This is a genomic window from Methylobacterium goesingense, from assembly GCF_022179225.1.
GTDB classification, from domain to species: Bacteria; Pseudomonadota; Alphaproteobacteria; order Rhizobiales; family Beijerinckiaceae; genus Methylobacterium; species Methylobacterium goesingense.
Window position 1 is genome coordinate 1 of sequence record NZ_BPQL01000038.1, and the last position, 26692, is coordinate 26692.

Annotated in this window: 25 protein-coding genes and 2 pseudogenes; 9 read left to right on the forward strand and 18 right to left on the reverse strand. The window is 70.4% G+C overall.

Annotated elements, in window-relative coordinates:
* Positions 1-136 (forward strand): annotated as a pseudogene (locus tag MFF30_RS08030) (alpha/beta fold hydrolase); the annotation flags it as partial.
* A gap of 20 nt (positions 137-156) precedes the next feature.
* On the opposite strand, the gene MFF30_RS08035 reads toward MFF30_RS08030, so the two are convergent.
* From MFF30_RS08035 to MFF30_RS08045, 3 genes are all read right to left on the reverse strand, one after another.
* Positions 157-807: an NrsF family protein gene (locus MFF30_RS08035; RefSeq protein WP_238278541.1), complete on the reverse strand. Its 651-nt coding sequence runs from the start codon at positions 805-807 to the stop codon at positions 157-159.
* A complete protein-coding gene (locus MFF30_RS08040; RefSeq protein WP_238278582.1) occupies positions 800-1387 on the reverse strand; it encodes a sigma-70 family RNA polymerase sigma factor in 588 nt (195 codons plus the stop codon). The genes MFF30_RS08035 and MFF30_RS08040 overlap by 8 nt, the downstream gene beginning before the upstream one ends.
* 240 nt (positions 1388-1627) lie before the next feature.
* On the reverse strand, positions 1628-2407 hold the full coding sequence (locus MFF30_RS08045) for a creatininase family protein (RefSeq protein ID WP_238278543.1): 780 nt from the start codon (positions 2405-2407) through the stop codon (positions 1628-1630).
* A 132-nt stretch (positions 2408-2539) separates the two neighbouring features.
* Between MFF30_RS08045 and MFF30_RS08050 the strand changes: the two genes are divergently transcribed.
* On the forward strand, positions 2540-3604 hold the full coding sequence (locus MFF30_RS08050; RefSeq protein ID WP_238278545.1) for a sensor domain-containing diguanylate cyclase: 1065 nt from the start codon (positions 2540-2542) through the stop codon (positions 3602-3604).
* On the opposite strand, the gene MFF30_RS08055 is transcribed toward MFF30_RS08050, so the two are convergent.
* Together MFF30_RS08055 and MFF30_RS08060 are read right to left on the reverse strand one after the other, a co-directional pair.
* Positions 3570-3953 (reverse strand): CsbD family protein, encoded by a 384-nt coding sequence (locus tag MFF30_RS08055; RefSeq protein ID WP_238278547.1) that lies wholly within the window; start codon positions 3951-3953, stop codon positions 3570-3572. The genes MFF30_RS08050 and MFF30_RS08055 overlap by 35 nt on opposite strands.
* 129 nt (positions 3954-4082) lie before the next feature.
* Complete coding sequence (locus MFF30_RS08060) at positions 4083-4295, reverse strand: CsbD family protein (protein WP_055946396.1); 213 nt, start codon at positions 4293-4295, stop codon at positions 4083-4085.
* A gap of 129 nt (positions 4296-4424) precedes the next feature.
* On the opposite strand from MFF30_RS08060, the gene MFF30_RS08065 reads away from it, so the two are divergent.
* From MFF30_RS08065 to MFF30_RS08085, 5 genes are read left to right on the forward strand one after another with little or no spacing between them, the layout of a single operon-like run.
* On the forward strand, positions 4425-4655 hold the full coding sequence (locus MFF30_RS08065; RefSeq protein ID WP_238278549.1) for a hypothetical protein: 231 nt from the start codon (positions 4425-4427) through the stop codon (positions 4653-4655).
* Positions 4652-5962: an oxalate/formate MFS antiporter gene (gene oxlT, locus MFF30_RS08070; protein ID WP_238278551.1), complete on the forward strand. Its 1311-nt coding sequence runs from the start codon at positions 4652-4654 to the stop codon at positions 5960-5962. The genes MFF30_RS08065 and oxlT overlap by 4 nt, the downstream gene beginning before the upstream one ends.
* Before the next feature lie 6 nt (positions 5963-5968).
* Positions 5969-6733: a fumarylacetoacetate hydrolase family protein gene (locus MFF30_RS08075; protein ID WP_238278554.1), complete on the forward strand. Its 765-nt coding sequence runs from the start codon at positions 5969-5971 to the stop codon at positions 6731-6733.
* A 57-nt stretch (positions 6734-6790) separates the two neighbouring features.
* The gene (locus tag MFF30_RS08080; RefSeq protein WP_238278557.1) at positions 6791-7801 is read left to right on the forward strand and encodes a ketopantoate reductase family protein; all 1011 of its coding nucleotides are present in this window, start codon (positions 6791-6793) and stop codon (positions 7799-7801) included.
* Positions 7802-7830: 29 nt separating this feature from the next.
* Positions 7831-9381, forward strand: coding sequence for an acyl--CoA ligase (locus MFF30_RS08085; RefSeq protein ID WP_238278559.1), 1551 nt, complete (start codon positions 7831-7833; stop codon positions 9379-9381).
* A gap of 28 nt (positions 9382-9409) precedes the next feature.
* Here the strand turns inward: MFF30_RS08085 and MFF30_RS08090 are convergent, their stop codons facing one another.
* From MFF30_RS08090 to ileS, 7 genes are all read right to left on the reverse strand, one after another.
* Positions 9410-10561, reverse strand: a complete 1152-nt coding sequence (locus MFF30_RS08090) for a sensor histidine kinase (protein ID WP_238278561.1) — start codon at positions 10559-10561, stop codon at positions 9410-9412.
* 127 nt (positions 10562-10688) lie between these two features.
* Positions 10689-12539: a potassium transporter Kup gene (locus MFF30_RS08095; RefSeq protein WP_238278584.1), complete on the reverse strand. Its 1851-nt coding sequence runs from the start codon at positions 12537-12539 to the stop codon at positions 10689-10691.
* A 202-nt stretch (positions 12540-12741) separates the two neighbouring features.
* Positions 12742-14037: a M16 family metallopeptidase gene (locus MFF30_RS08100; protein ID WP_238278563.1), complete on the reverse strand. Its 1296-nt coding sequence runs from the start codon at positions 14035-14037 to the stop codon at positions 12742-12744.
* A 102-nt stretch (positions 14038-14139) separates the two neighbouring features.
* On the reverse strand, positions 14140-15519 hold the full coding sequence (locus MFF30_RS08105; protein ID WP_238278565.1) for a M16 family metallopeptidase: 1380 nt from the start codon (positions 15517-15519) through the stop codon (positions 14140-14142).
* 151 nt (positions 15520-15670) lie between these two features.
* Complete coding sequence (locus MFF30_RS08110; protein WP_238278567.1) at positions 15671-16306, reverse strand: hypothetical protein; 636 nt, start codon at positions 16304-16306, stop codon at positions 15671-15673.
* Between the two features lie 206 nt (positions 16307-16512).
* The gene (lspA, locus tag MFF30_RS08115; RefSeq protein ID WP_238278586.1) at positions 16513-17001 is read right to left on the reverse strand and encodes a signal peptidase II; all 489 of its coding nucleotides are present in this window, start codon (positions 16999-17001) and stop codon (positions 16513-16515) included.
* Between the two features lie 55 nt (positions 17002-17056).
* The gene (ileS, locus tag MFF30_RS08120; RefSeq protein ID WP_238278569.1) at positions 17057-20047 is read right to left on the reverse strand and encodes an isoleucine--tRNA ligase; all 2991 of its coding nucleotides are present in this window, start codon (positions 20045-20047) and stop codon (positions 17057-17059) included.
* Between the two features lie 405 nt (positions 20048-20452).
* Between ileS and MFF30_RS08125 the strand changes: the two genes are divergently transcribed.
* Positions 20453-20713 carry a hypothetical protein gene (locus MFF30_RS08125; protein WP_238278571.1) on the forward strand — a complete coding sequence of 87 codons (261 nt, stop codon included), beginning with the start codon at positions 20453-20455 and terminating at the stop codon, positions 20711-20713.
* Here the strand turns inward: MFF30_RS08125 and MFF30_RS08130 are convergent.
* Positions 20704-21555: a DMT family transporter gene (locus MFF30_RS08130; protein WP_238278587.1), complete on the reverse strand. Its 852-nt coding sequence runs from the start codon at positions 21553-21555 to the stop codon at positions 20704-20706. The two genes, MFF30_RS08125 and MFF30_RS08130, sit on opposite strands and share 10 nt — an antisense overlap.
* A 317-nt stretch (positions 21556-21872) precedes the next feature.
* Between MFF30_RS08130 and MFF30_RS08135 the strand changes: the two genes are divergently transcribed.
* Entirely contained in the window at positions 21873-22196 is a 324-nt protein-coding gene (locus MFF30_RS08135; protein ID WP_238278573.1) for a hypothetical protein, read from the forward strand.
* 33 nt (positions 22197-22229) lie between these two features.
* Here the strand turns inward: MFF30_RS08135 and MFF30_RS08140 are convergent, their stop codons facing one another.
* From MFF30_RS08140 to MFF30_RS08160, 5 genes and pseudogenes are all read right to left on the reverse strand, one after another.
* Positions 22230-22826, reverse strand: coding sequence for a MarR family winged helix-turn-helix transcriptional regulator (locus MFF30_RS08140; RefSeq protein ID WP_373320867.1), 597 nt, complete (start codon positions 22824-22826; stop codon positions 22230-22232).
* Positions 22827-23073: 247 nt separating this feature from the next.
* Positions 23074-24465, reverse strand: a complete 1392-nt coding sequence (locus MFF30_RS08145; protein WP_238278577.1) for an HD-GYP domain-containing protein — start codon at positions 24463-24465, stop codon at positions 23074-23076.
* Positions 24466-24784: 319 nt separating this feature from the next.
* The gene (locus tag MFF30_RS08150; RefSeq protein ID WP_238278580.1) at positions 24785-25630 is read right to left on the reverse strand and encodes a 23S rRNA (adenine(2030)-N(6))-methyltransferase RlmJ; all 846 of its coding nucleotides are present in this window, start codon (positions 25628-25630) and stop codon (positions 24785-24787) included.
* A 64-nt stretch (positions 25631-25694) separates the two neighbouring features.
* Entirely contained in the window at positions 25695-26333 is a 639-nt protein-coding gene (locus MFF30_RS08155; RefSeq protein ID WP_238278589.1) for a ribonuclease T2 family protein, read from the reverse strand.
* Positions 26334-26374: 41 nt separating this feature from the next.
* Positions 26375-26692, reverse strand: a pseudogene (locus MFF30_RS08160) (hypothetical protein); the annotation flags it as partial.

The following is a 26692-nucleotide window of genomic DNA, read 5'->3' on the forward strand; positions in this document are numbered from 1 at the left end:
GGCCCCGCGCCGCTCCGGCGCCGAGATGGACGCGCTGATCGCCACCGGTCGGGTTGCCCGGGCCTCCGTGCCGGGGGCGCTCAGCCCGCACGAGGAGTATCCGGGCGAGGTCGCGGACGCGATCCTGGCCGCCTGAGCGGCAGCGGCGATCGCCCCTTAGCCGCCCCGCGTCAACAAACGCCCGCCCGCGAGGCCGTTGACCCCGATGACGAGGAGAACCGCGACCCCGTGAAGGGCGAGGTCCGCCGCCGTGGCGTCGTGCGGATGGAAGGGCACCAGGAGGACGGCCGCCGCCGCCGCGGCCGCGAGTCCGGCCAAAGCCGCGGTGAGGTTGGGGCGCAAGGGGCAGGCCCGGCGCAGCATCCACACGAGCGCGAGGGAGAGCGGAAGCGAGACGCCGATCAGGAACGCGAAGCATCCGCCGGCCTCGGGCGGCGCGACCCCCGGGACCGTCGCGGTTCGCAGGCAGCCGAGGCCGCTCGCACTCACCCAGAGGGCGGCCGGCGCGAGCGGCAGAAGGGTCCAGCGGAGGGAGCGCCCCGGCACGCTGGTCTGGAAAGCCGCGACGGTGGCGGTCAGGGCCGTGAGCAGCGCGCCGAGGGCGGCGTAGCGCAGGTCCGGCACCGCCATGCGCAGGTGCAGGGCCTCGAGGTCGGCGAACGGCATCAGGGCAAAGCCGGCGCCCAGGGCCGCCGCGCACCAGATCAGAGCCCGCAGGGCGGGCGACGGCAGGCGCCGCACGGGCCGCAAGCCCCCCGCGAGGGCTTCCACCAATTCGTCGTGGGGGAGAGGGGCGCGCTCAGACATCGTGTGTTCCTCGTTCGCGCGCATCCGCCCCGTCCGCCGCCGCCCGATCCGCCTCCGGTCCGTCCCGCCCGAGGGTGTGGCGCAGGGCCTTGAGGGCGCGGTGCAGGTTCACCTTGAGGGCCCCCTTGCTGCGCCCGGTCAGCGCGGCCGTCTCGTCGAGGCTGCGTTCGCCGAGCGCCAGATGCTCCACGGCCTGGCGCTGCCCCTCGGGCAGAGCGGCCACGGCCCGGGCGAGCACCCGGACGCGGTCGCGCGCCTCCAGGCCCGCGCCGGGGGCCGGACCGCCATCGGCCTCGGCCTCGTAGGCGATCGGATCGTGCACCTCGCGGGGCCGCCGCCCGGCCCGGCGCATCCCGTCGATGGCCCGGCGCTGGGTGATGGCGCGCAGCCAGGGCAGAAAGGGCCGGCCCGGGTCGTAGGTCGCCCGCGCCCGGTGGATCGTCAGCAGCACGTCCTGCACCACGTCGTCCACCGCATCCGGGCGCACGCCCTGCGCCCGCGCCATCCCGGCGACCACCGGCAGGCAGGCCCGCAGTAGGCGGCGATAGGCCTCCGCGTCGCCCGCCTGCGCCGCCGCCATGGCGGTGGCGAGGGTCCGGTCGAGGCCGGTATCGAGGCTCACGCCGTGCTCCCGGGCGGGGCCGGCGGCGGAACGAGCGGTGAGGCCGGGTCCGGCCGGAAGGGCGAGGGCCACCATGCGGGCTTCCTGGTCCGGGAGATTTTCCTGATCCGGGAGGGTGGCCCTCCCGTCCCGGGGGATTTCGCTCCGGGGCGCCGTGGAGTTACGCGACGCATGGCGATTCCCCTCCACGCATCCGCGTCATCCGGCCAGGCTGAAGCGGTCGACGTCGCGCAGGAGTTCGAGGACGGCCCGGGCGCCGTGGTCGAGGGCGGCGGCGCCCGCCTCCGCCGTGCCGAGGGTGGCGTCACCGATCGCGCCCGCCGGGTTGAGGTCCTGCGCCTTCCAGGCGAAGGCGGCGGGCCGCCCGGCGCGCAGGTGGGTGAAGCGCTCCGCCATCGCGCGGGTGCGGGGTGTGAAATCCGCCACGGCCTCCATGCGCACGAGGTCGGGCCGCAGGGCCAGCATCAGGGCGGTCTCGATGCCCCCGCCATGGATGCCATGACGGATCTCGTCCTCCGGGAACAGCCCTTGCGGGTAGCCGAACCGGCTCCAGGCCGTGGTCACCGCCACCATCCCGAGGGCGCGCAGGTCGCCCGCCACGAGGTCGATGAGCGCGCTGTTGCCCCCGTGGGCGGTGATGATCACGAGCTTGCCGCAGCCCGCCCGCCGGACATCCGCGCCGATCCCGGTCCAGGCCCGCAGGGCGGTCTCGGTGGAGAGGGTCAGGGTGCCGGGAAAGCCGTCGTGCTCGTCGGATTTGCCAATGGCCTGGACGGGCAGCAGCAGGACGTCGAGGTCTTCGGCCGGCAGCGCGGCCAGGCGGGCGAGGTAGCCCTCGGCGATGATCGTGTCGGTGGCCAGCGGCAGGTGCGGCCCGTGCTGCTCGATGGCCGCCACGGGCAGAACCGCGATGGTCCGTCCCATGTCGCGGGTCCGGAACGCCTCCGTCGTCAGTTCGGCCCAGGGGCGTATCGGCATCCGGTGGTGTCTCCCGCGCAGGCGGCCCGCCGGCCGCGCGGGGCGACCGGTCTCGGACGGCTTCGTATACCGATCCTTATCCCTAAGCGTGATTTCAGGACAGGATCGACCGCGAGTGCCGACCCGCTGCCCATGAGAACCGCGAAACACTGCGCCTCCTCCCCGGCGGCCCCGAATCCCGACGACGCTGCGAGCCCGGACGAACTGCTGCGGGAGATCGCGCGCCTGAAGGCGATGCTCGACACCAATTCCGACTGGATCTGGGAGGTGGACGCCCAGGGACGCTACACCTACTCCTCCCGCCACGTGACGGCCCTCCTCGGCTACGAGCCGCACGAGGTGCTGGGGCGCACGCCCTTCGACTTCATGCCCTCCGACGAGGCCACGCGGATCGGGGCGATCTTCGGCGGCATCGTCGCCGAGAAGCGGGCCTTCGCGAACCTGATCAATCGGAACCGCCACCGGGACGGTGGGATCGTGGTGCTGGAGACGAGCGGCATCCCCCTGCTGGGGGAGGATGGCACGCTGCTCGGCTATCGGGGCATCGACCGGGACGTCACGGCGCGGGATGCCGAGCATGCGCGCCTGCACACGCTCGCGCGGCGCGACGACCTCACGCAGCTCGGCAACCGCCTCGCCCTGCGCGAGCGCCTGATCGCGTGGCTCGACACCCCGGTGGCGGGCGCCGAATGCCTCGTGATCCTGCTGGATTTCGACCTGTTCAAGACCGTCAACGACACGCTCGGCCACAAAGCCGGCGACGTGCTGCTGGCCCAGGCCGCCCGGCGCCTCGACCAGGCGACGACCGCGCAGGCCGCGCGGACCTTTCGCATCGGAGGCGACGAGTTCGTGGTGGTGGCCGAGGTGGACGGCACGACCGCCCAGCGGCGGGTGATCACGGCGATCCAGCAATGCTTCCTGGACCCGTTCGACCTCGACGGGAGCCTACTCTGCATCTCGGCGAGCCTCGGCGTCGCGACCTGTCGCGATACCGGGTCCTCGCCGGACCGGGAAACCCCGGAAACCGTGCTGGCGCGGGCGGACGCAGCCCTTTACCGCGCCAAGAACCGGCGCTTCCGAGACCGGAATGTCCAAGAGCCGCCCATCCAAGAGCCGCCCCGGCCTCGCGCGTCACGGGAGGCCGGCGACGGGTCCGATGGGCTCAGCGCCCGCGACGCATCAGCCAGCCGGCGCTGAAGGCCGCCAGCGCCACCAGCAGCAGCGTGGTGCCCTTGTTCTCCTCGGCGCGGGCGGCGACGACCCGGCCACGGCGCACGGCCTCGCCCTGGTAGGTGCGGCCCCGTTCCTGCAGGTCTCCAGCGATGGCACGGCCGCGATGACGGGCCTCGTTGACAAGGTGCGCGCCGTCGCGCTGCAGGTCGTCGGCCGTATCGCGGGCGCGACCATAGGCGTATTGCACGGCTCCGGCCGCCTGATCGAACGCGCCCTCGGCCTGCGGGCGGACCCGCCCGGTCACGGCGCCGATAGCGGAGCGGCCACGGCCCCGGATGTTGCGCAAGCCGCCCTCGATCTGGTCCCTGTTCATCGTCTCAAGTCCTTGTCCAACGAGAGTTGCCGGTCCGGCCGGGCCGCGCTGGGCGCGCCTCGACGCGGACGATTCCGTTTTGAGCGCCGGTCGGCCCCTCGGGGTCGCGGCGCGCAGGATATGACGGGATCAGATCTTCTTGACGGCGTCGGCCGCGCTCTGAGCCGCGCCCTTGATGCCGTCCTTGGCGTCGCCGACGGTCTTCTGGGCCTCGCCCTTCAACTCCTGGGCCTTGCCCTCGGCCTGCAGCTTCTCGTTGCCGGTGGCCGAACCGATGCCCTGCTTGATGTTGCCGACGGCCTCGTTGGCCAGACCCTTGATCTTGTCCGTCGTGCTGCTCATCAGAACGCTCCGTGAAGCTGGTATCCACCGAAGTCCCGGTCACCGCATGCGACCGGTCGGTTTCGGACAAGCGGAACGGTGGAATCCGGCGATTGTTCCCTTTCCGACATTTCTTCGGAGGGCGCCGGCATGGCGAACGCTGCCCGCGCGCGACGTTGCAAATATCCTTTGCGAGCGGCGCAAGAAAATCTTGCCGGTTTTCCTAAGCGTGTCCAGCAGCTCAAATTTTTTGTCGGTTTAACCCAAAAATTTTGCGGCAAACCCGCAGGCTTCCTCGAGTTCTCATGCCTTGAATTCAAAATAATTGCCGATAAAACCAAACGACATAAACAAGAGTTGAGCCGAGGAAGACGCCCATGACTGCGCGCATTGCGCCCGCCGAAGCCGGTCCGCGCCTGACCGCGACCGCCGGCGTGGATTCGCCGCCGCTCGGCCGCTGGGGCCAGCTCATCCTGGGCGTGCTCTGCATGTCGATGATCGCCAACCTCCAATACGGCTGGACGCTGTTCGTCGATCCGATCCAGCAGAAGTTCGGCTGGGAGCGCACCGCCATCCAGTGGGCCTTCACGATCTTCGTGGTGATGGAGACCTGGCTGGTGCCGGTGGAGGGCTGGTTCGTCGACAAGTACGGCCCGCGCCTCGTCACCATCTTCGGCGGTGCGCTGTGCGCCCTCGGCTGGGTGATGAATTCCTACGCCGACACCCTGACGATGCTGTACGCGGCCGCCGCCATCAGCGGCATCGGCGCCGGCGCGGTCTACGGCACCTGCGTGGGCAACGCCCTGAAGTGGTTCCCCGACCGGCGCGGCTTCGCCGCTGGCCTCACCGCCGCCGGCTTCGGCGCGGGCTCGGCCCTGACCGTGATCCCGATCGCCAACATGATCCGCGATTCCGGCTATCAGCACACCTTCCTGGTGTTCGGCCTCGGCCAGGGCCTCATCGTCATGCTGGCCGCGCTGCTCCTCGTCTCGCCGAGCGCCGCCTTCAAGGACCGCATGCTCGCCGGCCGGACCCAGACCGTGAACATCGTCACCCGGCGCCAGTACTCCACCGCCGAGATGGTGCGCACGCCGGTCTTCTGGCTACTCTACCTCATGTTCGTGATGATGGCGGCTGGCGGCCTAATGGCGGCGGCCTCCCTCGCGCCCATCGCCAAGGACTTCCAGGTGGCGGGCGTGCCCGTCTCGCTGATGGGCCTGACGCTGCCGGCGCTGACCTTCGCGCTCACCATCGACCGGGTCCTCAACGGCGTCACGCGGCCCTTCTTCGGCTGGGTCTCGGACAAGATCGGCCGCGAGAACACCATGGTCATCGCCTTCCTGATCGAGGGCGCCGGCATCCTGGCGCTCGGCATGTTCGCCCATATCCCGATGGCGTTCGTGCTGCTCACCGGTCTCGTGTTCTTCGCCTGGGGCGAGATCTACTCGCTGTTCCCCGCCACCTGCAGCGACACCTACGGCGACAAGAACGCAGCGGCCAATGCGGGCCTGCTCTACACCGCCAAGGGCACGGCCGCCCTGCTGCTGCCAATCCTGCTGACCATCCAGGCCAAGACCGGCACCTGGCAGACGGTGTTCTACGTCGCCTCCGGCATGGCGTTCCTGGCCGGTTTCCTCGCGCTCTTCGTGCTGAAGCCGATGCGCGCCCGCTTCATCGCCCGGAGCTGACGCGCGATGGCTCGCTGGATCCGCTACCTCCACGACGGCGCGGCCGGCTTCGGCCGCCTCGACGGAGAAACCATCGCGGTCCACGAAGGGGATCTCTTCGCGGACCCTGTACCGACCGGCGCGACCCTGCCGCTGGCGCAGGTCACCCTCGACCTGCCGTGCCGGCCCTCGAAATACATCGCGCTGTGGAACAACTTCCACGCTTCGGCGGAGAAGCAGGGCCTGACCCGGCCGGAGGTGCCGCTCTACTTCGTCAAGCCCGCGAGCTGCTACCTCGCCGGCGGGCAGACGATCACCGCGCCGGAGGGCGCCGGCCGCCTCCTGTTCGAGGGCGAGCTCGGGATCGTGATCGGGAAGCGCGGCCGCGACCTGACCCCGGAGACGGCGACCGCCCACATCTTCGGCTACACCTGCGTGAACGACGTCACCGCGCTGGAGGCCCTGAAGGCCGATCCAAGCTTCATGCACTGGACCCGCTCGAAGGGCCATGACGGCTTCGGCCCCTTCGGTCCGGTGATCGCCACGGACATCGACCCCTGGGCCCTGGAAGTCGCGGTGCGCGTCAACGGCCGGGAGCGCCAGCGCTATCCCCTGTCCGACATGATGCGCCGCCCCGCCGAGCTGGTGGCCGAGCTCTCGCGGGACATGACCCTGGAGCCCGGCGACCTCATCGCCTGCGGCACCTCGCTGGGGTCCGGGCCGATCCCCAAGGGGGCCACGGTCGAGGTGGAGATCGCCGGCATCGGCGTGTTGTCGAACGGGTTTTCGTGAGACACCCGTACCCCCCGACCCGGACGTGACCAGGACAGGTTTTTCGAGGACATCCACATGAGCATCGCGATTGTCGGCGCCGGCGCCATCGGAGGATTCTTGGGCGTGCGCCTCGCCCATGCGGGCGAGGACGTCACCTTCATCGCGCGCGGCGCCAACCTGGAGGCCATCCAGGCCAACGGCATGCGGCTGATCGAGGAGGACGGCTCCGAGATCCACGTGACCAACCTCAAGGCCACCAAGTCGATGGCCGAGGCGGGACCGCACGACATCGTGCTCCTCACCGTGAAGGCCCATCAGGTCGGGCCGATCGCGGCCGACCTCCACCACCTCATCGGACCCGACACGATGGTGGTGACGATGCAGAACGGCATTCCGTGGTGGTACTTTTCGGGCGGCCACGGCGGCGACCTGACGGGGACGCACCTGGAGACCGCCGATCCGGGCGGGCTCATCGCGAAGCACCTCGACCCGAAGCACGTCATCGGCTCGGTGGTCTACCCAGCCGCCGTCCTCACCGAACCCGGCGTGGTGCAGGTCGTCGAAGGCCACCGCTTCGGTCTCGGCGAACTCGACGGCTCCATGTCGGAGCGGGTGCAGTCCCTGGCCCAGACCCTGATCAGGGCGGGCTTCCGCGCGCCGGTGACCAGCGACATCCGGGCGGAGATCTGGCTCAAGCTCTGGGGCAACCTCAGCTTCAATCCGATCTCGGCGCTCAGCCACGCCACCCTGGTGGACATCTGCCAATTTCCCGAGACCCGGGCGCTCGCCGCCGACATGATGCGGGAAGCCGAGACCATCGCGAACCGCCTCGGCATCACCTTCAAGCTCGGCATCGAGCGCCGCATCGCGGGTGCCGAGAAGGTCGGCGCCCACAAGACCTCGATGCTGCAGGACGTGGAGGCGGGGCGGCCCATCGAGCTCGAGGCCCTGGTCGGCTCGATCATCGAGCTCGGGCGCCTCACCGACACCCCGACCCCGCATATCGGCACCGTCTACGCCCTGATGCGCCTCCTCTCCCAGAGCCTGGAGCGGGTGCAGGGTCGCCTCTCCATCACGCCGGCCTGAACCCCAGAGACATTCGAGGACGCTTCGCCATGGCCGAGACTTCCATCGCCAATCCCGCCGCCACCACCCTCCACGCCCTGATCCGGGCCGGAGCCGACGACGCCACCGCGCTGTCGAGCCCCGGCGGCGTGCCGCTGACCTTCGGACAGCTCCGCACCCTCACGGACCGCACCATCGCGGCCCTGAACGCGCAGGGGATCGGCCGGAACGACCGGGTCGGCATCGTCCTCGACAACGGGCCTGAGATGGCCGCCGCCTTCATCGCCATCGGGGCGGGCACCACGGCCGCCCCTCTCAACCCGAGCTACAAGGCGGACGAGTTCACGTTCTACCTCACCGACCTCAACGCGAAGCTCCTCGTGGTCGCGGACGGCTCCGAGAGCCCCGCCGTGGCGGTGGCCGCGCGCCTCGGCGTGCCGGTGGTGCGCCTGACCCCGACCCCGGCGGAGGGGGCGGGCAGCTTCACCCTGTCCTTCGAAGGCGAGGCCACCGCGCCCGCACCGCAGGGCGGCCCGGCGCACCCGGACGATATCGGCCTCGTGCTGCACACCTCCGGCACCACCTCGCGCCCGAAGATCGTGCCCCTCAAGCAGTCGAACGTCTGCGCCTCGGCCCGCAACATCCGCAACACCCTGGCCTTCACGGCGCAGGATCGCGGCCTCAACATCATGCCGCTGTTCCACATCCACGGGCTGATCGCCGGCATCCTGGCGCCGCTCTCGGCGGGCGGACAGGTCTGCTGTACGCCGGGCTTCAACGCCCTGAAGTTTTTCGGCTGGATGAGCGAGGTCCGCCCGACCTGGTACACGGCGGTGCCGACGATGCATCAGGCGATCCTCGGCCGGGCCTCCCGCAACCGGGAGGTCATCGAGGCCAACCCCTTGCGCTTCATCCGCTCCTCCTCCTCCTCGATGCCGCCGCAGGTCATGAAGGAGATCGAGGACGTGTTCGGCGCGCCCCTGATCGAGGCCTACGGCATGACCGAGGCCTCCCACCAGATGGCCTCGAACCCGCTGCCGCCACGCCCGCATTACGCCGGCTCGGTCGGCCTCGCGGCGGGCCCCGAGATCGCCATCGTGGACGAGGACGGCGAGCCGCTGCCCGCGGGCGAGACCGGCGAGATCGTCATCCGCGGCGACAACGTGATGTCGGGCTACGAGAGCAACGACAAGGCCAATGCCGAGGCCTTCACGAAGCAGGGCTGGTTCCGCACCGGCGACCAGGGCTCGCTCTCGCCCGAGGGCTACCTCTCGATCACCGGGCGCCTCAAGGAAATCATCAACCGAGGCGGCGAGAAGATCTCGCCCCGCGAGGTCGACGAGATCCTGATGGACCACCCGGCGGTGTCGCAATGCGTGACCTTCGCGATGCCGCACGACAAGCTCGGCGAGGACGTCTGCGCCGCCATCGTCCTGCGCGAGGGCCAGCATCTGGCGGAGAAGGAGCTGCGCAGCTTCGCCTCGGAGCGCCTGGCCGCCTTCAAGGTGCCCGCCAAGATCCTGATCCTCGACGAGATCCCCAAGGGCGCCACCGGCAAGCTCCAGCGGATCGGCCTCGCCCAGAAGCTCGGACTGGTCTGAGCGGCCGGGGAGCGCGCGGCGCTCCCCCTCACGCCAGCGGCGCGACCCGCAGGGAGAAGTGCGCCCCCTGGACGTCGGGGGCGACGGTCAGCGCGCCGCCGAGCTGGCGCGCCAGGCTGTTGATGATGCGCATGCCGAGGCTGGCGCTGCGCGCCGCCGCCGGATCGAACCCCTCCGGCAGGCCGACGCCGTCATCGGCCACGCCGAGGATCAGGCCATCCGCATCGTCGGGCCGCGCGTCCACCCGGATCTCGCCTTCGCCCTCCGCGTAGGCGTACTTGATCGCGTTGGTGACGAGTTCGTTGACAAACAGCCCCAACGGGATCGCGAGGTCGGCGGGGATGTTCACCCGCGCCGCGCGGCAGACGATGCGATGGCGCGGCGCGCTCTCCTGCAGCTTGGCGCAGAGGGCCTCGAGGAAGCCCGCGACGTCGATCGCCTCCAGGCTCGGCTGGCGCCAGAGCTGGTCGTGGACCTGGGCTACCGCCTCCACCCGAGTGCGGGCATCGGCCAGCGCGCTCTTCACGTCGGCGTTGTCGGAGCCCCGGGCCTGCAGCCCGAGGAAGCCTGCCACGACCGCGAGGCTGTTCTTCACCCGGTGGCTCATCTCGCGGGACAGGAGTTCCTGGCGCTCCAGGGCCGCCTTCAGCCGCGCCTCGGCCCGCTGGCGCTCGATGGCGCCGCCGACGAGGTTGGCAAAGCCCTGCATGAAGGCGATGTCCGCCTCCTCGAACTGGCCCTCGCGGGTGTCGTCCACCTCCAACACACCGTAATTGCCGTCGCGGTTGGCGATGAGCACGTTGATCGCCCGGCGGATGCCGTGGTCGGCCATCAGCTTCGGGGTCCGGAAACGCGTCTCGTTCTCGAGGTGGTTCGAGATCACGGGGCGGCCCGTCTTCAGGGCATAGCCCGCCGGCGAGGCGAGGTCGGCGCCGATGATGGTGGTGCCCACCGCGTCCGCAGCCCAGCCGATCCCGGCGCAGACGAGGAGGCAATCCTGGTGCGGCTTGTATTCCAGCGCCTTGCAGAACTGCGCCTCCATCCCCTCCGCGCAGAGTTCGGTGGCGCGCTGGAGCAGGGGCAGCAATTCGGTGGCGCGCAGGGCCTCGACCCCGAAATCGGAGAGGATCGCCTGTTGCCGCAGGCGGATCGCCAGGGCCTTCGGCGCCAGTTCGGTCATCGCTACGCTACACGTCCCGGGTTCGGCGCGACCGGTCCGCCCGCCCGCGCCGCTTCCTTTTGCGACACCCGGAGCGCTGCCCGCAAGGCCGTAGGGCGGAGTCCGCGCGAGAGTTGATGCCCCGAGCTCAGATCTCGATCTCGGTGCCGACCTCCACCAGCTGCCGCGTCGGCACGCAGAAATGCGCGCCGGTGCGCTCGGCGTTGCGCAGCAGGAAGGCGTAGATCTCCTCCCGCCAGGTCGCCATGCCGCGCTGGTCGCTCTTCGGGATGATGGTCTCGTGCCCGATGAAGATCGTGAGATCCTCCAGACATTCTGGCGGCAGGCGCTTGGATTCGACGGCGCAGCGCAGGCCGTCGGGCACCGAGGCGTCTTCCATGAAGCCGTAGCGCAGGATCACGCGGGTGATGTCGGGCGTGATCACCACGACCTCCGCGCGCTGGTCGCGGGGCAGGGTGGGCTCCTCCTCGTAGCGGGCGGTGACGATGAGGATGCGCTTGTGCAGGGCGTGGCTGCGCTCGACGAAGCGGGACAGGTGCAGGGGAATCGCGCTGGTGGCCGAGGACAGGAAGGCGGCGTTACCCGGCAGGACGATGGGCGGCGCGCGCCGGAGTTGCTCCAGGAACTCACCCTCGGGCTGACGGAGCGAAACCCGCGCCGCCTCGACGAGCTGGTTGCCCTTGCGCCAGGTCAGCATCAGGAACGCCACCAGGGCGGCGAGCATCAGCGGAAACCAGCCGCCCTCGAACAGCTTCACGCTGTTGGCGCCCAGGAACACGAGGTCTATGAGGAGGAAGAACCCGTTCACCGCCAGCACGGCCACGGGGTTGTAGCCCCATTTCAACGCCACGAGGGCGGCAAGCAGGGTGGTGATCGCCATCAGGGAGGCCACCGCGATGCCGTAGGCGCCGGCCAGCGCGTCCGAGGAGCCGAAGATCAAGACCGCGCTCAGGGTGGCGGCGGCGAGCAGCCAGTTCACCATCGGCACATAGATCTGCCCGCGCTCGTGCCGGGCGGTGTGGACCACCCGCATCGGCGGCAGGAAGCCGAGCTGGATCGATTGCTGGGTGAGCGAGAAGGCGCCCGAGATGATCGATTGCGAGGCGATGACGGTGGCCACCGTCGCCAGCCCGATCAGCGGGTAATGCGCCCAGTCGGGGCTCAGGCGGTAGAACGGATTCTCGATGGCGTCGGGCTCGACCAGCAGGAGCGCGCCCTGTCCGAAATAGTGGATCACCAGGGCCGGCAGCACGAGGCCGAACCAGGAGGCGCGGATCGGCCCGGCCCCGAAATGCCCGAGATCGGCATACATCGCCTCGCCGCCGGTGACCGCCAGGAAGGCCGCGCCTAGCATGGCGAAGCTGACGTGCCAGCCCGCATGGCCCAGGAATTCGATCGCCTTGAGCGGGTTCGCCGCGGCCAGGATCTGCGGCGCGTGCCAGATGCCGCCGAGGCCGAGCAGCGCGAGCACGACGAACCAGGCGAGCATCACGGGCCCGAAGATGCGGCCGATGAAGGCCACGCCCCGGCTCTGGACCAGGAACAGGCCGATGAGGATGGCGATGGTGATGGGCACCACGAAGCGCGCGAGCCCCGGCGCCTCGACCTTGAGTCCCTCGACCGCCGAGAGCACCGAGATGGCGGGTGTGATCGCGCCGTCGCCATAGAGGAGGGCGGCACCGACGAGGCCGACCACGAGGAGCACGCCGGTCCACGAGCCGGGCTTGGCGTGGCGGGCGCCGAGCAGGGCCAGCATGGCGACGATGCCGCCCTCACCGCGATTGTCGGCGCGCAGGATCAGCACCGCGTACTTGATGGAGACGATGAGGATCAGCGACCACAGGATCAGCGAGACGGCGCCCGTCACCGCGATCGGCGTCGGCGGCGCCCCTGCGCTGGCGGCGCGCACCGCCTCCTTGAAGGCGTAGAGCGGCGAGGTCCCGATGTCGCCATAGACGATGCCGAGCGCGCCCAGCATCACGGCCGGGCGCAGGGCCCGCTGCCCCGTTGGGGATTCCTCGTGGGCCACGGGCACGCTCTCCGGCACGGCGATGAGATCCGCTTCTCACGCTGCGAGGTAGGCGGGGAACCTTGGCCGACCAGGGGGGATGTGCGCGGGATCGCCGGACTGTCAGGGGTGATCCGCGATCACCCCCGAACATCCTCGGGACCGGCAGTCCCTAGAAGTCGGTCGGGCGTCCGGCCGCCACCACCAGCATCCGGCCATCCGCGAAAGTGCGGGCGCCGGCGCGACGGATATCGGCCTGCGTCACGTTGGCGACGAGATCGTTGCGGCGGGCGATGTAGTCCATGCCCAGCCCCTCGAAGGCGATCTGCACGAGCTGATGCGCGATCTTGGTCGAGGTGTCGAAGCCGAGCGCGTAGGACCCGGTGAGGTAGTCCTTGGCCTTCTGCAGTTCGTCGTCCGAGGGACCTTCGCTGATGAGCCGGCCGATCTCCTCGCCGATCACCGACAGGGCCTCGCCGACGCGCTCGTTCTTGGTGGCGGTGTAGCCCCAGGTCATCGAGGCGGCGCGGTGGCTGACGAGCGAGGTACCCACCGAGTAGGCGAGGCCGCGCTTCTCGCGCACTTCCTGGAAGAGGCGGGAGGTGAAGGAGCCGCCGCCGAGGATGTGGTTCAGGACGTAGGCCGGGATGAAGTCGGGGTCGCGCCAGGCGACGCCGTTCAGGCCGAAGCGGATCACCGATTGCGGCACGTCGAGGTCGACCACGTGGCGCGCCCCGAGATTCTGGACCCGCGTCTGCGGCACGGCCTTCAGGGGCTCGGCCATGTCGAGTTTGCCGAAGGCCCGGTCCAGGGCCTCGGCGAGGCGCTCGGCGTCGATGGCGCCGACCGCCGCGACCTTCACGGCGCCGCGTCCGATGATCTGACGATGCATCGCCACGAGGTCGTCACGGGTGATCGCCGCGATGCTCTCGGCCGTGCCGGAGGACGGGCGGGCATAGGGGTGGCCGGCATAGGCTTCGGCGAAGAAGCGGCGCGAGGCCATCACGCCGGGATCGTTCTGCTGGTAGCGCAGGCTCGCCAGGGTCTGGGCGCGCACCCGCTCGATGGCATCGGGATCGAGGCGGGGCTTGGCCAGCGCCAGGGCGAGGAGGTCGATGGCCTCGTCCGCGTGCTTGACCAGCATCTTGAGCGAGCCGCCGAGAGCATCGGCCCCGGCATGGAAGGACAGCTCGATGGCCCGTGCCGCCAAGCGCTCCTGGAAGGCGTCCGAGGACAGGTCGCCCGCCCCCTCGTCAAGGAGGCGGGCGAGCATCTGGGCGACGCCGGCCTTGCCCTCGGGGTCCTGGGCGGCGCCCCCCTCGAAGGTGAAGGCCAGGGCGATCAGGGGCACCACCGGGGATTCGACGTGCCACGCCTCGATGCCGGGGGCGGTCGCGACGGGAACGGCCTGGGTCGGCGAGGTCGCGGAGCGGGTGGCGGTGTCGACCAGATTGGTGGCCATGGTCATTGAAACCTCATGCTGTGCGCGGGGGCGCGGCGGCGGGGCCGCTGCCGTCCGAAAGGGCGTCGGGCGGCCTTCAGGCCACCCGGGTCTCACGAGAACTGGGTCTCAGGCCGCATCGGCTTCGCGAGCCTTGGTGAGGTAGCCGGTCACCGAGCGGGCCGGGACGAGGTAGCGCTCCGCCACCGCCGCGAGGCGCGCCTGCGTCACGCCCTCGATGTCGGCGGGCCAGCGGCGAACCTCCTCGATCGATTCGCCGATGGCGAGCGCGGACCCGTAGATGCGGGCCAGCGACGACTGACTGTCGGAGGAATAGACCGTCTCGGCCACGAGCCGGGTCTTGGCCCGCTCGATCGCCTCAGGCGTAAGGGCCTCGGAGGGGACGCGGCGCAGGATCCGGTCGACCTCCTCCTCGAGCTTCTCCAGGCTGACGCCCTCGGCCGGCACCGCGTAGACCGAGAAGCGGGTGTCGTCGATGGCCGAGCCCATGTACCAGGCACCCGCGTTCACGGCGACGCCGAGTTCCATCACCAGCTTGCGGTAGAGGTATGAGGTCGAGCCGCCGCCCATCACCTCGGCCAGCAGTTCCAGGGCGTGGCACTCGCCGTCCCGCGCGGTGATGCAGGACGGCGTGAGGTAGAGCCGCTGCAGGGTCGGCTGCTCGACCTTGGGGTCGGCCACCGCGAGGCGGCGCAGGGCCTTGGGCTCCGGCTCCCGGGCACGCAGGCGGACGGGCCGGGTGCCCTGCGGGGTGACGCGGCCGTAGGTCTCGTCGGCCATGCGGCGCACGTCGTCCGGAGTCACGTCGCCGGCCACCACCAGGATGGCGTTCTCGGGCGTGTAGAAGCGCTTGTAGTAGTCGAGGGCGTGGGTGCGGTTCAGTTCCTCGATCTCGTGCATCCAGCCGATGATCGGCGTGCCGTAGGGATGATGCACGAACAGCGAGGCGGCCATGGCCTCGGAGAGCTGGGCGGAGGGGTCGGTCTCGACCCGCATGCGGCGCTCCTCCAGCACCACGTCGCGCTCGGGCGCCACCACGGCGTCGTCGAGGACGAGGCCGGTCATGCGGTCGGCCTCGAATTCCATCATGGTCTTGAGGTGATCGCGGGCCACGCGCTGGAAGTAGGCGGTGTAGTCGTAGGATGTGAAGGCGTTCTCCTGGCCGCCGAGGCCCGAGACGGCTTTCGAAAAGGCGCCGATCGGGTGCCGCTCGGTCCCCTTGAACATCAGGTGCTCGAGGAAGTGGGCGATGCCCGACTGGCCGAGCGGGTCATCGGCCGAGCCGTTGCGGTACCACACCATGTGGGTGACGACGGGGGCGCGGTGGTCGGGAACGACGACGACGTCGAGGCCATTGTCGAGCGCGAAGGCGCTGACCTCGGGTCCGCCCGCCTCGGAGCGCCCGAAGGGGGCGGCGTCCGCCCGGCCGGCGCTGGCATGGCCGCGCGACGGACCGAAATGGGGCGTGTCCTTCCTGAACAGATGCATCAATGCTGATCCTTCCGCGGCCGGCCCGTTGCGGAGCCATCCGTCCTGTTGGAATTGCGCCCGCCGCGCGCCACCGGCGGGGGCGAAGCGGATGGGCGTCGGGCCCTCGACGGCGACCGGAGCCCGCGCGGGGCCGGCACCGGACCCAGGTTCAGTTCGCCGAGCGGGCGCGCAGGTAGGCGCCCGGATCGGATTCTTCGCGCTCGCGCGAGGGATTGTTCACGGGATCGCCGTTGCTCTTGGCGATCTTGCGCGGTGCCTTGCGGTAACCGGTCGGCGGGTCGGTGAGCACGTCGCGGTCGGGCTCCACCGCGGAGGGCTCCGCCACTTCCGCCGAGCGCAGTCCGAAGGGGTTCGACCAGAAGGAATTGCGGTCGTCGTTCTCGCCTTCGGGCCGCCCGTTCTCCGTGCGGGCCTGGGCCCCCGCCCGGCGACCGGCCCGCATCTCGTCGATGGACAGGGTCATGTTGTTGTCGTTCATCCGCCCTTGGGTGCCGCGCGCGATCGGCTTGCGGGCCTCTTCGCGCTCACGCTCGCGCTGGACGATCTCGGGATCCTTGGGCCATTGCGCCGAAGCTTCCGGCTGGCGCGGCGGCGGCAGGGCCCGCCCGTCGAGCTTGGGCGGCATCACCAGGGGCGCGCGCTCGCGGTAATTGATGGCCGGCTTCTCGGGCTCGATCAGGCCGATATTGCTGAGGGCGTCCCGCATGAACACGCCCTGCTGCGCCTGCGCGCTTGCCGCGCTCAGAACGCCCACCACCACCAGCAAACCCCGATGCCCGATCATGTTGTCCCCGTTCTTCGCCCGGTTGGTCGGCTCCGGTTTCCCGTGCCGGGATGGGCGCTTGGCCGCCGCCTGATCCGACCCGTCCGGCCTGATCCCGGTTTCAGGCGATCGTATGGCGCCTTGACCGCAGCGCACCAGCCTCCGCAGCACAACGATCCCCGGTGTGGTTTACGGATCACATCCGCGCACGGAATGCGGGGCCGTCCTCACGATTGCGAATCGCCGCGCTTCGGCGCCGGCCGGAGGCTGTCGAGGATGAGGCCGACCACGCCGGCGACGATGGCCGCGTCGGCGACGTTGAACACGTACCAGGACCACCGGCCCCAGTGCAGGTGCACGAAATCGAACACCGCGCCGTAGGCGGCCCGGTCGATGGCGTTGCCGATGGCGCCCCCCGCCACGAGCCCGAGGGCCAAACCCAGCAGGCGCGATTCGGCCCGCCGCATCCAGAAGGTCAGGGCGATCGCCGCGACGCAGGAGACCATCACGAGGACCCAGCGGCCGAGGCTGCCCTCCTGCTGGAACATCCCGTAGGACACGCCCCGGTTCCAGACCACGAGGAACTCGGCGAAGGGGGCGAGCCGCCAGGGCTGCGTCAGCACGAGGTCGGTACCGAAATACAGCCCGAGCTTCGTCGCCTGGTCGAGGCCGAGGGTGACGAGGAGCGCCGCGAGGCCGAGGCGGAAGGGGGTCAGGCGCACAGGCCGGTCCTCCCCCCGAGGCGGGGGAAGGGATGACGCGGCATCCGCTTCACGCGGCGCTCGCGCCGACATCGGCGGCGTGGGCGGCGTCCCACTCGCGCAGGGCCCGGGCATCACGGGGCGTCACGTCGGGATAATCCGGGTCTGCGCCGACATCGGGCGTCACCCGCCAGGACCGGGCGCATTTGCGACCCTCGGCCAGAGCCGACACCACCGCGACGCCGCGCACGTCGTCGAGGCGGAACGCCTCGGCCGGGCCTTCGCCCTCGGCGATGCGGATGGCGGAGGTGATGCAGACATCGGCGAAATCGACGCCCTGCACCACCGCGCGCAGGTCCGCATCCGCGATGTACACGGTGGGGGCCGCCTCAAGGCTGGCACCGATGCGCTTGGCCGTGCGCTCGATCTCCAGGGCGCCGGTGACGACCCGGCGCACCCGGCGGATCTGCTGCCAGCGTGCGGCGAGCGCCTCGTCCCGCCAGGAAGCCGGCGTTTCCGGCAACGTCTGGAGATGGACCGAGCCGGTCTCCGACGGGTAGCGGTCGAGCCAGGCCTCCTCCGCCGTGAAGGCCAGCACGGGCGCGAGCCAGATCGTGACCCGGCGGAAGGTCTCGTCGATGACCTGGAGGGCAGCGCGGCGCACGGTCGAGGAGGCCGGGTCGCAGTAGAGCGCGTCCTTGCGGACGTCGAAGTAGAAGGCCGAGAGGTCGCCGGTCATGAACCCGTTGAGGAGCGCCACCACCCGCTTGGTGTCGAAGGTGGCGTAGGCCTCGCGGATCTCGCCATCGAGCTCGGACAGCCGGTGCCGGATCAGGCGCTCCAGCTCGGGCAGCTCCGCATGGGGGATTTCGGTACCAGGCTCGAAATGCGCCAGGGAGCCCAGCATCCAGCGCAGCGAGTTGCGCAGCTTGCGGTAGGTCTCAGCGAAGGTCTTGATGATCTCCGGACCGATGCGCAGGTCGTCGGCGTAGTCGGAGGCCGCCACCCACAGGCGCAGGATGTCGGCGCCCGAATCCTTGATGACGTTCTGCGGCGCGACGACGTTGCCCTTCGACTTCGACATCTTCAGGCCCTTGGGGTCGAGCACGAACCCGTGGGTGAGGACGATGTCGTAGGGCGCGCGGCCCCGCGTGCCGGCGGATTCGAGCAGGGACGACTGGAACCAGCCGCGATGCTGGTCGGACCCCTCCAGGTACATGACCGTGTCGTCGCCACCGTCGCGGCGACGCTTGACGCCCGCGAGGCCGGGGAACTGGTCCGCGTCGTCCAGCACGAAGGCGTGGGTCGAACCGGAATCGAACCAGACGTCGAGGACGTCCGTGACTTTTTCGTAATCCGCCGGATCGTGCTCCGGCCTCAGGAAGCGGGCACCGTCCGCATCGGTGAACCAGGCGTCGGCGCCCTCCGCCTGGAAGGCCGCTTCGATGCGGGCATTCACCGCCGCATCGCGAAGAACCTCGTGGGTGCCGCGCTTGACGAAGACCGTGATGGGCACGCCCCAGGCGCGCTGGCGTGAGACCACCCAGTCGGGCCGGTTGCCCACCATGCCGTTGATGCGGTTCCTGCCCTGGGGCGGCACCCAGCGGGTGTCCTCGATGCCCCGCATGGCGACCTCGCGCAGGGTCTGGCCGCCGAGGGACTCCACCGGCCGGTCCATCGCGATGAACCATTGCGGCGTGTTGCGGAAGATGACTGGCTTCTTTGAGCGCCAGGAATGCGGGTAGCTGTGCTTGAGGGTGCCGCGGGCCACCAAGGCGCCGGCCTCGGTCAGCGCAGCGATGACCGCCTTGTTGGCGTCGCCCTTCTCGCCCTTGTGGTTAAGGACACGTTTTCCCGTGAAACCGGGCGCCTCCTCGGTCAGCGCGCCATCGGCATCGACGGTGTAGGGGATGCGGGTCTCGATGCCGCGCTGGGCGAGCGCGCGGCCGTTGGCCATCCAGACCTCGAAATCCTCGCGGCCGTGGCTCGGCGCCGTATGAACGAAGCCGGTGCCGGCCTCCTCGGTGACGTGCTCGCCGTCGAGAAGCGGAACGGCGAAGTCGTAGCCGGACAGGTGGCCGGCCAGCGGATGGCTCAGGGTCAAGCCCGCGAGTTCAGCCGGCGCGACGTCGCGCAGGCGCTCGAAGGCCTCGACGCGGGCACTCGCGAAGACGGACGCAGCCAGCGTGTCCGCCAGGACGTAGGCGTCCCCCACCCTGGCCCAGTTGTCCTCGGCCGCCGCCGTGACCCGGTAGAGGCCATAGGCCACCTTTTTTGCGTAAGCGACGGCGCGGTTGGCCGGCATCGTCCAGGGCGTGGTCGTCCAGATCACGACCCGTGCCGCCGCGAGATCCGCCGCGGCACCGTCGGTGATCCGGAATGCCGCGAAGATCGCGTCGCTGACGACGTCCTCGTACTCGACCTCGGCCTCGGCCAGGGCCGTCTTCTCGACCACCGACCACATCACCGGCTTCGAGCCGCGATAGAGCTGGCCGGTGGTGGCGAAGGTCATGAGTTCGCGGGCGATCGCGGCCTCGGCCGGGAACGACATGGTGACGTAGGGGTGGTCCCAGTCGCCGGTGACGCCGAGGCGCTTGAACTCTTCGCGCTGAACGTCGAGCCAGTGGCCCGCGAAGGTCCGGCATTCCTGGCGGAACTCGATGACCGGGACGTCGTCCTTGTTGCGGCCCTTGGCGCGGTACTGCTCCTCGATCTTCCACTCGATGGGCAGGCCGTGGCAGTCCCAGCCCGGCACGTAGTTGGCGTCGTAGCCGAGCGCCCCTTGCGCGCGGACGATCACGTCCTTCAGGATCTTGTTGAGCGCCGTGCCGATGTGGATGTTGCCGTTGGCGTAGGGCGGGCCGTCGTGCAGCACGAATTTCGGGCGGCCGGCGGCCTGCACGCGGATCTGGCGATAGAGGTCGGTGGCGGCCCAGCGCTCCAGCAGCAGAGGCTCGCGCACCGGCAGGCCGGCCCGCATCGGGAACGCGGTCTGGGGCAGGAACAGGGTCTTCGAATAGTCACGGGCGGGGGCCGCGGCGGGAGAGGTCTGGTCGCTCATGGGATGTCTGGGGGGTCTTCGGCGCTGATCGGTCTTGGAGGCGGTCGGCGGGCAATCTGCCACCCGGGCCGGCGGAATGGAGGCGAATCCTCGCCCTCCCGGCCTTCGCGTCGGACCGCCGCGGCGGCCCTCAGGCGCAGGCCGGGCTCATAATTCGCAGGGCGGACGGGATCGGCGCGCCGCGCCGCGTCCGGAGATCACCATGAGCGTCCATCCGGCGGCTTCTAGCAGCGGCGCCGGCCCGAGACCAGCGAGCTTTAAGCCTCCGTCAAACACCGCAGACGTTCCGCGGGAGCCTATTTCAAGCTCGGCCGTTGTTCCGCACGCGTTCGGGTGCCGGCCGGTTTCGGCCCGGAGCCGAGTTCGAGGGGCGGCCGAGACGCGGCGTCATTGGGAGACAGCACCATGAGAAAAGCTCTGCTCGCCGCCAGCCTCGTCCTCTCCGCCTTCGCGCTCTCGGGCGCGGCCGAGGCGCAGGGCCTGCCGGGCGGCATCCGCCGGGGCGCGGCCGAGGGCGACCGGGTCGCCGGACCGATCGGCGGGATCGTCGGCGGCGCGGTCGGCGGCGCGGTCGGCACGGTGAACGGGGCCCTCGGGATCGATCCGGGCCGCCGGGCCTATCGCACGCGCATGAAGTCGCGCCGCCACCACCACCGTCACCGCTGAGCGGGACGCGTCCGGGCCGACCTACGCTCCTGGGCCAGGAGGTAGAGCCCGGACCCGATGACGATGGACGCGCCGATCAGCGTCCATCGGTTCGGCACGTCGCCGAACACGAGGTATCCCAGCATCACCGACCAGAGCAGCTGGGTGTAGATGAAGGGCGCCAGCACGTTGGCCGGCGCCCGGGCATGGGCCAGCACCAGCAGCCAGTGCCCCAGGGTGCCGAACAATCCGACCCCGACGAGCAGGGCCCAGGTGCTCCAGGCCGTCGGCGTGGTCCAGATCCAGGGCAGGAGCGGGCTCATCACCGCGAGCCCGGCCAGCCCCGAATAGAACACCGTGGTGGCCGTCGAATCGACGCTCGCGAGCTTGCGCGTGGTCAGGACGTAGAACGCGTAGCACAGCATGTTGCCGATGCTGAGGAGCACCGCCGGCTGGAACGCGCCGACGCCCGGCCGGACGATGACCAGCACCCCGAGGAAGCCGATCCCCACCGCCACGAGCCGGCGCGGCGACGACCATTCGCCGAGGAGCGGCCCGGCGAGCAGCGCCACCATCAGGGGCGTGGCGAATTGGATCGAGAGGGTCTCGGCGAGCTGCAACTGGCGCAGGGCCAGGAAGTTGAGGGCCGTGGAGCCGAACAGCAGCAGCGAGCGCAGCACCTGCAGCCCGAGCCGGTTCGTGCGCGCGACCCCGGGCGTGCGCACGGGATTGAGCACCATCAGCACGAGGCCGACATTCACGGCGTAGCGCATGAAGGTGGAGAGCAGCGGGTCGACGCCGTGTCCGGCCAGGGTCTTGGCCGAGGCGTCGAGGCAGGCGAAGAAGGCCAGCGTTCCGCACATCAGGGCGATGCCGGCAAGTCGCCGGCTGCGCGATGCAGCGTGCCCCGAGGTGTCTTCCACGGTCCGATCCCGTTTCCCGGCGCCCCGCCCGCTGCGAATCCGCGCGTGCAGCTTTAAGGCAGCAGAGGCGATGCGGGCACCCGCCTGTGGGGCAGGGCGGGGCCGCAACGAACGCGCCACCTGCCCAATATCCGACGCCTCGGGTGGCGGAGCCTCCGCGACCACCCGCCACATCCACTAAATGTTATCGACCCTGCGGGACAATCAGGAGGAACGGAATTCGGTAGGGAAGCGAGATGGCGCGCTGGATACCCCTCATGGCGAGCATCGGCCTCGTCAGCCTGATGGTGATTCCCGCCCCCGGCATCTGGGGGCTCCTGATCGGTGTCGCCTGCAGCCTCGCGATCCTCGTCTCGGCGTTCATCTGGCTGCTCGACCAGGTCGCCACGCGACTCGCCCAGGCCTGGGACCGGCGCGATCGGCGGCGGCGGCGCGCGATGCATGCGGGCTCCGGGATGATGCGCAAGGCCGGGACACCGGCCCCTATCGAACCGCCGCGACCGTCGCCGCTCCAGGAGCGGGCCCGGATCGCCGCCCTGCGTCGGCAAGCGAGCAAAGCGGAACCGTTCCGGCTGCGCTGAGCGAGCTCGACGCGACCGGGTGGCGAGTGGGGCCTACAGCGCCTCCGGCACCGCCAGGGTGTCGGGCTCGTCCTCGTCCATCTCGGAATCGCCCTCGACCTCGTGGCCGGTCACGCCCGAAACCTCCGCGAGGTTGCGGGCGGCCTTGCGCAGCAGCTTGCGCAGGCGGCGCTTCTCCTTGCCGTCGAATCCGTCGAGGAGTTCGGCCTCGACATCGTCCCAGATCCGCTCGATGGCGGCAGCCTTGGTCAGACCCATCTCGGTGAGGCGCACGCGCACGATGCGGCCGTCGCCGGCCTCGGCCCGCCGTTCGACGAAGCCGAGGGCCGCCAACCGCGAGATGGTCTTCGAGGCGGTGGGCGGGCGCACCCGCAGGGTCGCGGCGAGATCGCCCATCGTCATGGTGCCGGCCGCCGCCAGCGCCTGCACGACCTGTTCCTGCCCGGCGAAGAGGTCGACGTCCGCCAGCCGGTCGCCAACGCGGGACCGGTGCAGGCGCGCGGCCTGGACCAGGGCCCAGCCGACGCTCTTGGAACCCGGCGGGCGCAGGCGCTTGTCCGACTTCGTCACGTCGGACTTCGCTGAATCGGACTTGGCCGGATCAGATTTGGCCGCCCCTCCCTTGGCCATGCTCTCCTCCGCCTCCCTGCCACCCGTCACCGCCTCGGGGCGCGCAGCCATCGCGGCGCGGGCCAGACCCTTGCCGGGTTCGGCCTCCAAGCGCTCGTCCGCCCGCATTGTCCCACCCCTCCGACACGATAGCGCGTGGACGGTGCGCCCGCGCGGTCAATCCGGGCGCATCCACCGGCTCGGCGGTCCGCCAGGGACGGGACATGACCGTGGCGTGTGAAGCTAGGATGACAGGGGCGGATCAAGCTCAGGCGGCCACCTGGGCGAGCCCGCCCTCCAAGGCGGTGAGGGCCCGCTCCAGGGCGTTGAAGCAGACCGGGTCGAAGGCGGTGCCGAGGTCGGCCCGCATGATCTCGAGGGCCTTCGGGATCGGCATCGCCTTGCGGTAGGGCCGGTCGGCGGTGAGCGCGTCGAACACGTCGGCCACCGAGACGATCCGGGTCTCAGGCTCGATCGCCTCGGCTTGGAGACCGCGCGGGTAGCCCCGCCCATCGAGGCGCTCGTGATGGGCGCCACCGATGCGCGCCATCTCGTGGAAGGCGGCGACCCGAGTGAGGATGCCCTCGGAAAGGGTGGCGTGGTGGCGCATGTCGCGCCACTCGGCCTCGTCGAGCTTGCCGTTCTTGTCCAGAATGGAGTTCGAGACGCCGAGCTTGCCGACATCGTGCAGCAATGCGGCCCGGCGCAGCCAGCGCCGCCGTTCCGCGGTGAAGCCGAGCTCCGCCGCGATCAGATCGGCATAGACCGCGACGCGCTCCGAATGTCCGGAAGTGAACGGGCTCTTGGCGTCGATGACCTTGGCGAAGGCGCGGGCGATGTCGTCGAGATAATCCTCGTCGACCACCACGGCGCGCTGCGCGGGCTCCAGGGCGGTGACGGCCTCAGTGATCGCCTCGGAGGCGAGCATCTCCCAGAAGCCCGGCATCGCAGCGGCCCGCTCGAAGCAGGCCACCGCGTGCGGATCGAACCAGCTCCCGCTGCGGCTCCGGACCTCCGCCAGGGCCGCTTCGGGGCCGGCCGCCGTGTGAAACACGTCGACCACCTGGGCCAGGAGCGCGATGCGGGCATAAATCGGGATCGCCGGCCCTGCCAACTGGTCCGGGCGGCCCCTGCCGTTCCAGTGCTCGTCGAGGGCATGAATGGCCTCGCAGACGGCGGGCGGGAAGCGCAGTTGCGCGGCGATCTCGGCACCCCGCTGGCAACGGGTCTGGATCAGGTCGTCGGCGATCGCGCCGCCGTTCTGGAGGATGTTGAGGACGGCCTTGAAGCGTTCGGCCAGGCCCGACTTGAGGCCCGTATGCGCGAAGACGAAGCCGAGTACCTTCGGCAAGCTGTCGCTGACGGTCTTGAAATCGCGCTTGAAGCTCAGGTCGTCGGACAGATACAGCTCGCAGATCCGGGCGGCGTTGCTGGAGCAGCCGAGATCCTTGAGCATCACCGTGTAGTAGAGTTCCCAGAGATGGTTCTCGGGCAGGCCCATCTGTCGGCCGACATGCATGCCGATCCAGGTCGCACGCACGCAATGGCCGATCGGCTGGCCCTCGGTGAGGTCGAGGGCGTGGCTCAAGGCCCCGAGCAGTTCCGACAGATTGATGCCGTTCGGCGCGCGATCACGGGTATCGACAGGGTGGAGGGGCATCAAGGCGGGTCCCGGGGGAAGGCCGGCCCCTCTTAACCCGTGAAGGGCAACAGGACTTTACCGACACCGCCGATCCATTGCGATCCTTAACGGGACCTTCGTCCGCGCCCTGCCGCCCTCCTCAGGATTTCGCGAAGCGCATCTCAGCGGATCGGAGCGGAGGCCGAGCCCCCTGCTTGGACGCCGCCCCGGTCGCGTCGTTCACGATCCCGGTGACGGTCATCCGGCTGCGTCGCACGTGAGGACCAGGGCGACGTGTCCTGCGCGCCTTCGGAGGCATTCCGCTTCGCGGCACGGGCGGAACGACGCGCGAAAGGGGTCAGGCGGGTGCCCCGAAGGCCTCGCAGCGGAAGGCGGCGTAGTCGCCCCGGGCCAGGCGCTCGGCGAGCGCCGGCAGGAACAGCATCGCCTCCTCGGCGAGCCGCCAGGGCGGATTGATCACGACGAGACCGCTGCCGTTGAGGCGGGTGGGATCGGGCTCGGAAACCATCAGGTCGAGGCGCAGGGCCGGGCGGGCGAGGCCGCGATCGAGTTCGGCCACCATGCGGTCGACCTTGGCGACGTCCTTGATCGGATACCAGCCGAGATAGGTGCCGGTCGGCCACTTGGCGACCGCCCGGACGAGCGCCGCGCCGAGGCGGTCGATCTCGCCGAGTTCCTCGTAGGGTGGGTCGATCAGGACGAGGCCCCGGCGCTCGGGCGGCGGGATCAGCGCGTTGAGTGCCGTCCAGCCGTCGAGATGCATCACCTTCGAGAGCGAATCCTGGTTGAAGCGCGCCCGCAGGGTCTCGGCATCGGCCGGGTGCAGTTCCACGAAGACGCCCTGGTCGCTGGGGCGCAGGAACTCGCGGATGAGGGCGGGCGAGCCCGGATACGTGTCGGCCCCGTGCCGCGCCTGCACCGCCGCCACCGCCTCCCGGTAGGGGGCGAGCAGATCCTCGACGGCCTCGGGAAACGGGGTCGCGAGCCGGCCCCAGCCGTCCTGCCACTCGCCCGTGCGCCCGGCCTCGTCGGCGGTGAGGTCGTAGAAGCCGAGCCCCGCATGGGTGTCGATCGCCCGGAAGCCGGTGGGCTTCAGACAGAGATGCGCCAGCACGCGGGCCAGCACGAGGTGCTTCAGGACATCGGCGAAATTGCCGGCGTGGAAGGCGTGGCGGTAATTCATGAGGTCCGGGCCCGTCTCACCGCGGCCCCCGGCGACCAGACCCGGGGGCGAAGCGCGGCATCATCTACCGCGCGGCGTCGATGGCAACCTCGCCGGCGCGGCAATTCTGGCGGGCCACCTCGGGGCAGGGGGTGAAGCCGCGCAGGTCCTTGGTGAAGCAGATCCGCACTTCCTGGAGCTGACCGCCCCGGCAGGTCACCGACATCATGTCGGGCCGCAGGCCCCGATTGGCCGTCACGAACTGCCGGGCGACCTCGATCGGCGCCATGCGGGTGTCGCGCTCCAGCCCCTTGAAGGCGTCCGGAATGGTCACCGCCGCGCGGGCGTCCCGGGCCGCCTGGAAATACGAGACCGGGTCGAGGCCCGAGCAGGTGCCGTGCGTGCGCCACTCGTGGCGGGCCAGCCCCTCGCTCGGATAGACCTGCCCCGCCACCTCGATCGCCTGCCGGGTCGGCGAGCGCTCGACGGAGGAGCAGTTCGAGGGGTAGCCCCGGGTGTATTGCGGCCAGAGCCCGTGCACGACGAAGCCGAGGCCGCGCCCCGGCCGGCACTGGCCATCCGCCTCGCGGCGCGCGCCGGGTCCGTCGCAATAGGTCGGGGACCAGGACAGGGCCAGGACGTAGAAGTCGAACGATCCCGGCGTGCCGCCGCGCTCGAACCCCTGGGCCGACGCCCCCGTGGGCGCCGCCAGCGCAAGGGTCAGGCCCGCGAGGGCGAGGCGCGCCGGGCGCCGGAGCGTGCGGCTCACGGACGGGCTTCGCGGCAGGCCGAGGAATAGGCGTAGGACAGGTTGCGGTCGAGGCCGTGGACGCAGAACTCGATGCCCCAATCGGCCCCGATGATGCCGAGCCCGTCGCGCACCGAATAGTCCACCTTGCGGCGGATGCCGTCCGAGGTGGTGGCCACCGCGCTGCAGAAGCGGCGGGGAACGTAGTCGAGGCCCCAGGGGCGCCAGGCCGTGCGCTCGATGACTTCGCCGAGAAGGAGGCGAAGTTCTGGAACTCCTCCCTCACCATCCTGCGCTACGAGCACATCGAGCGCACGGCCTGGCGCCCCTGGGGC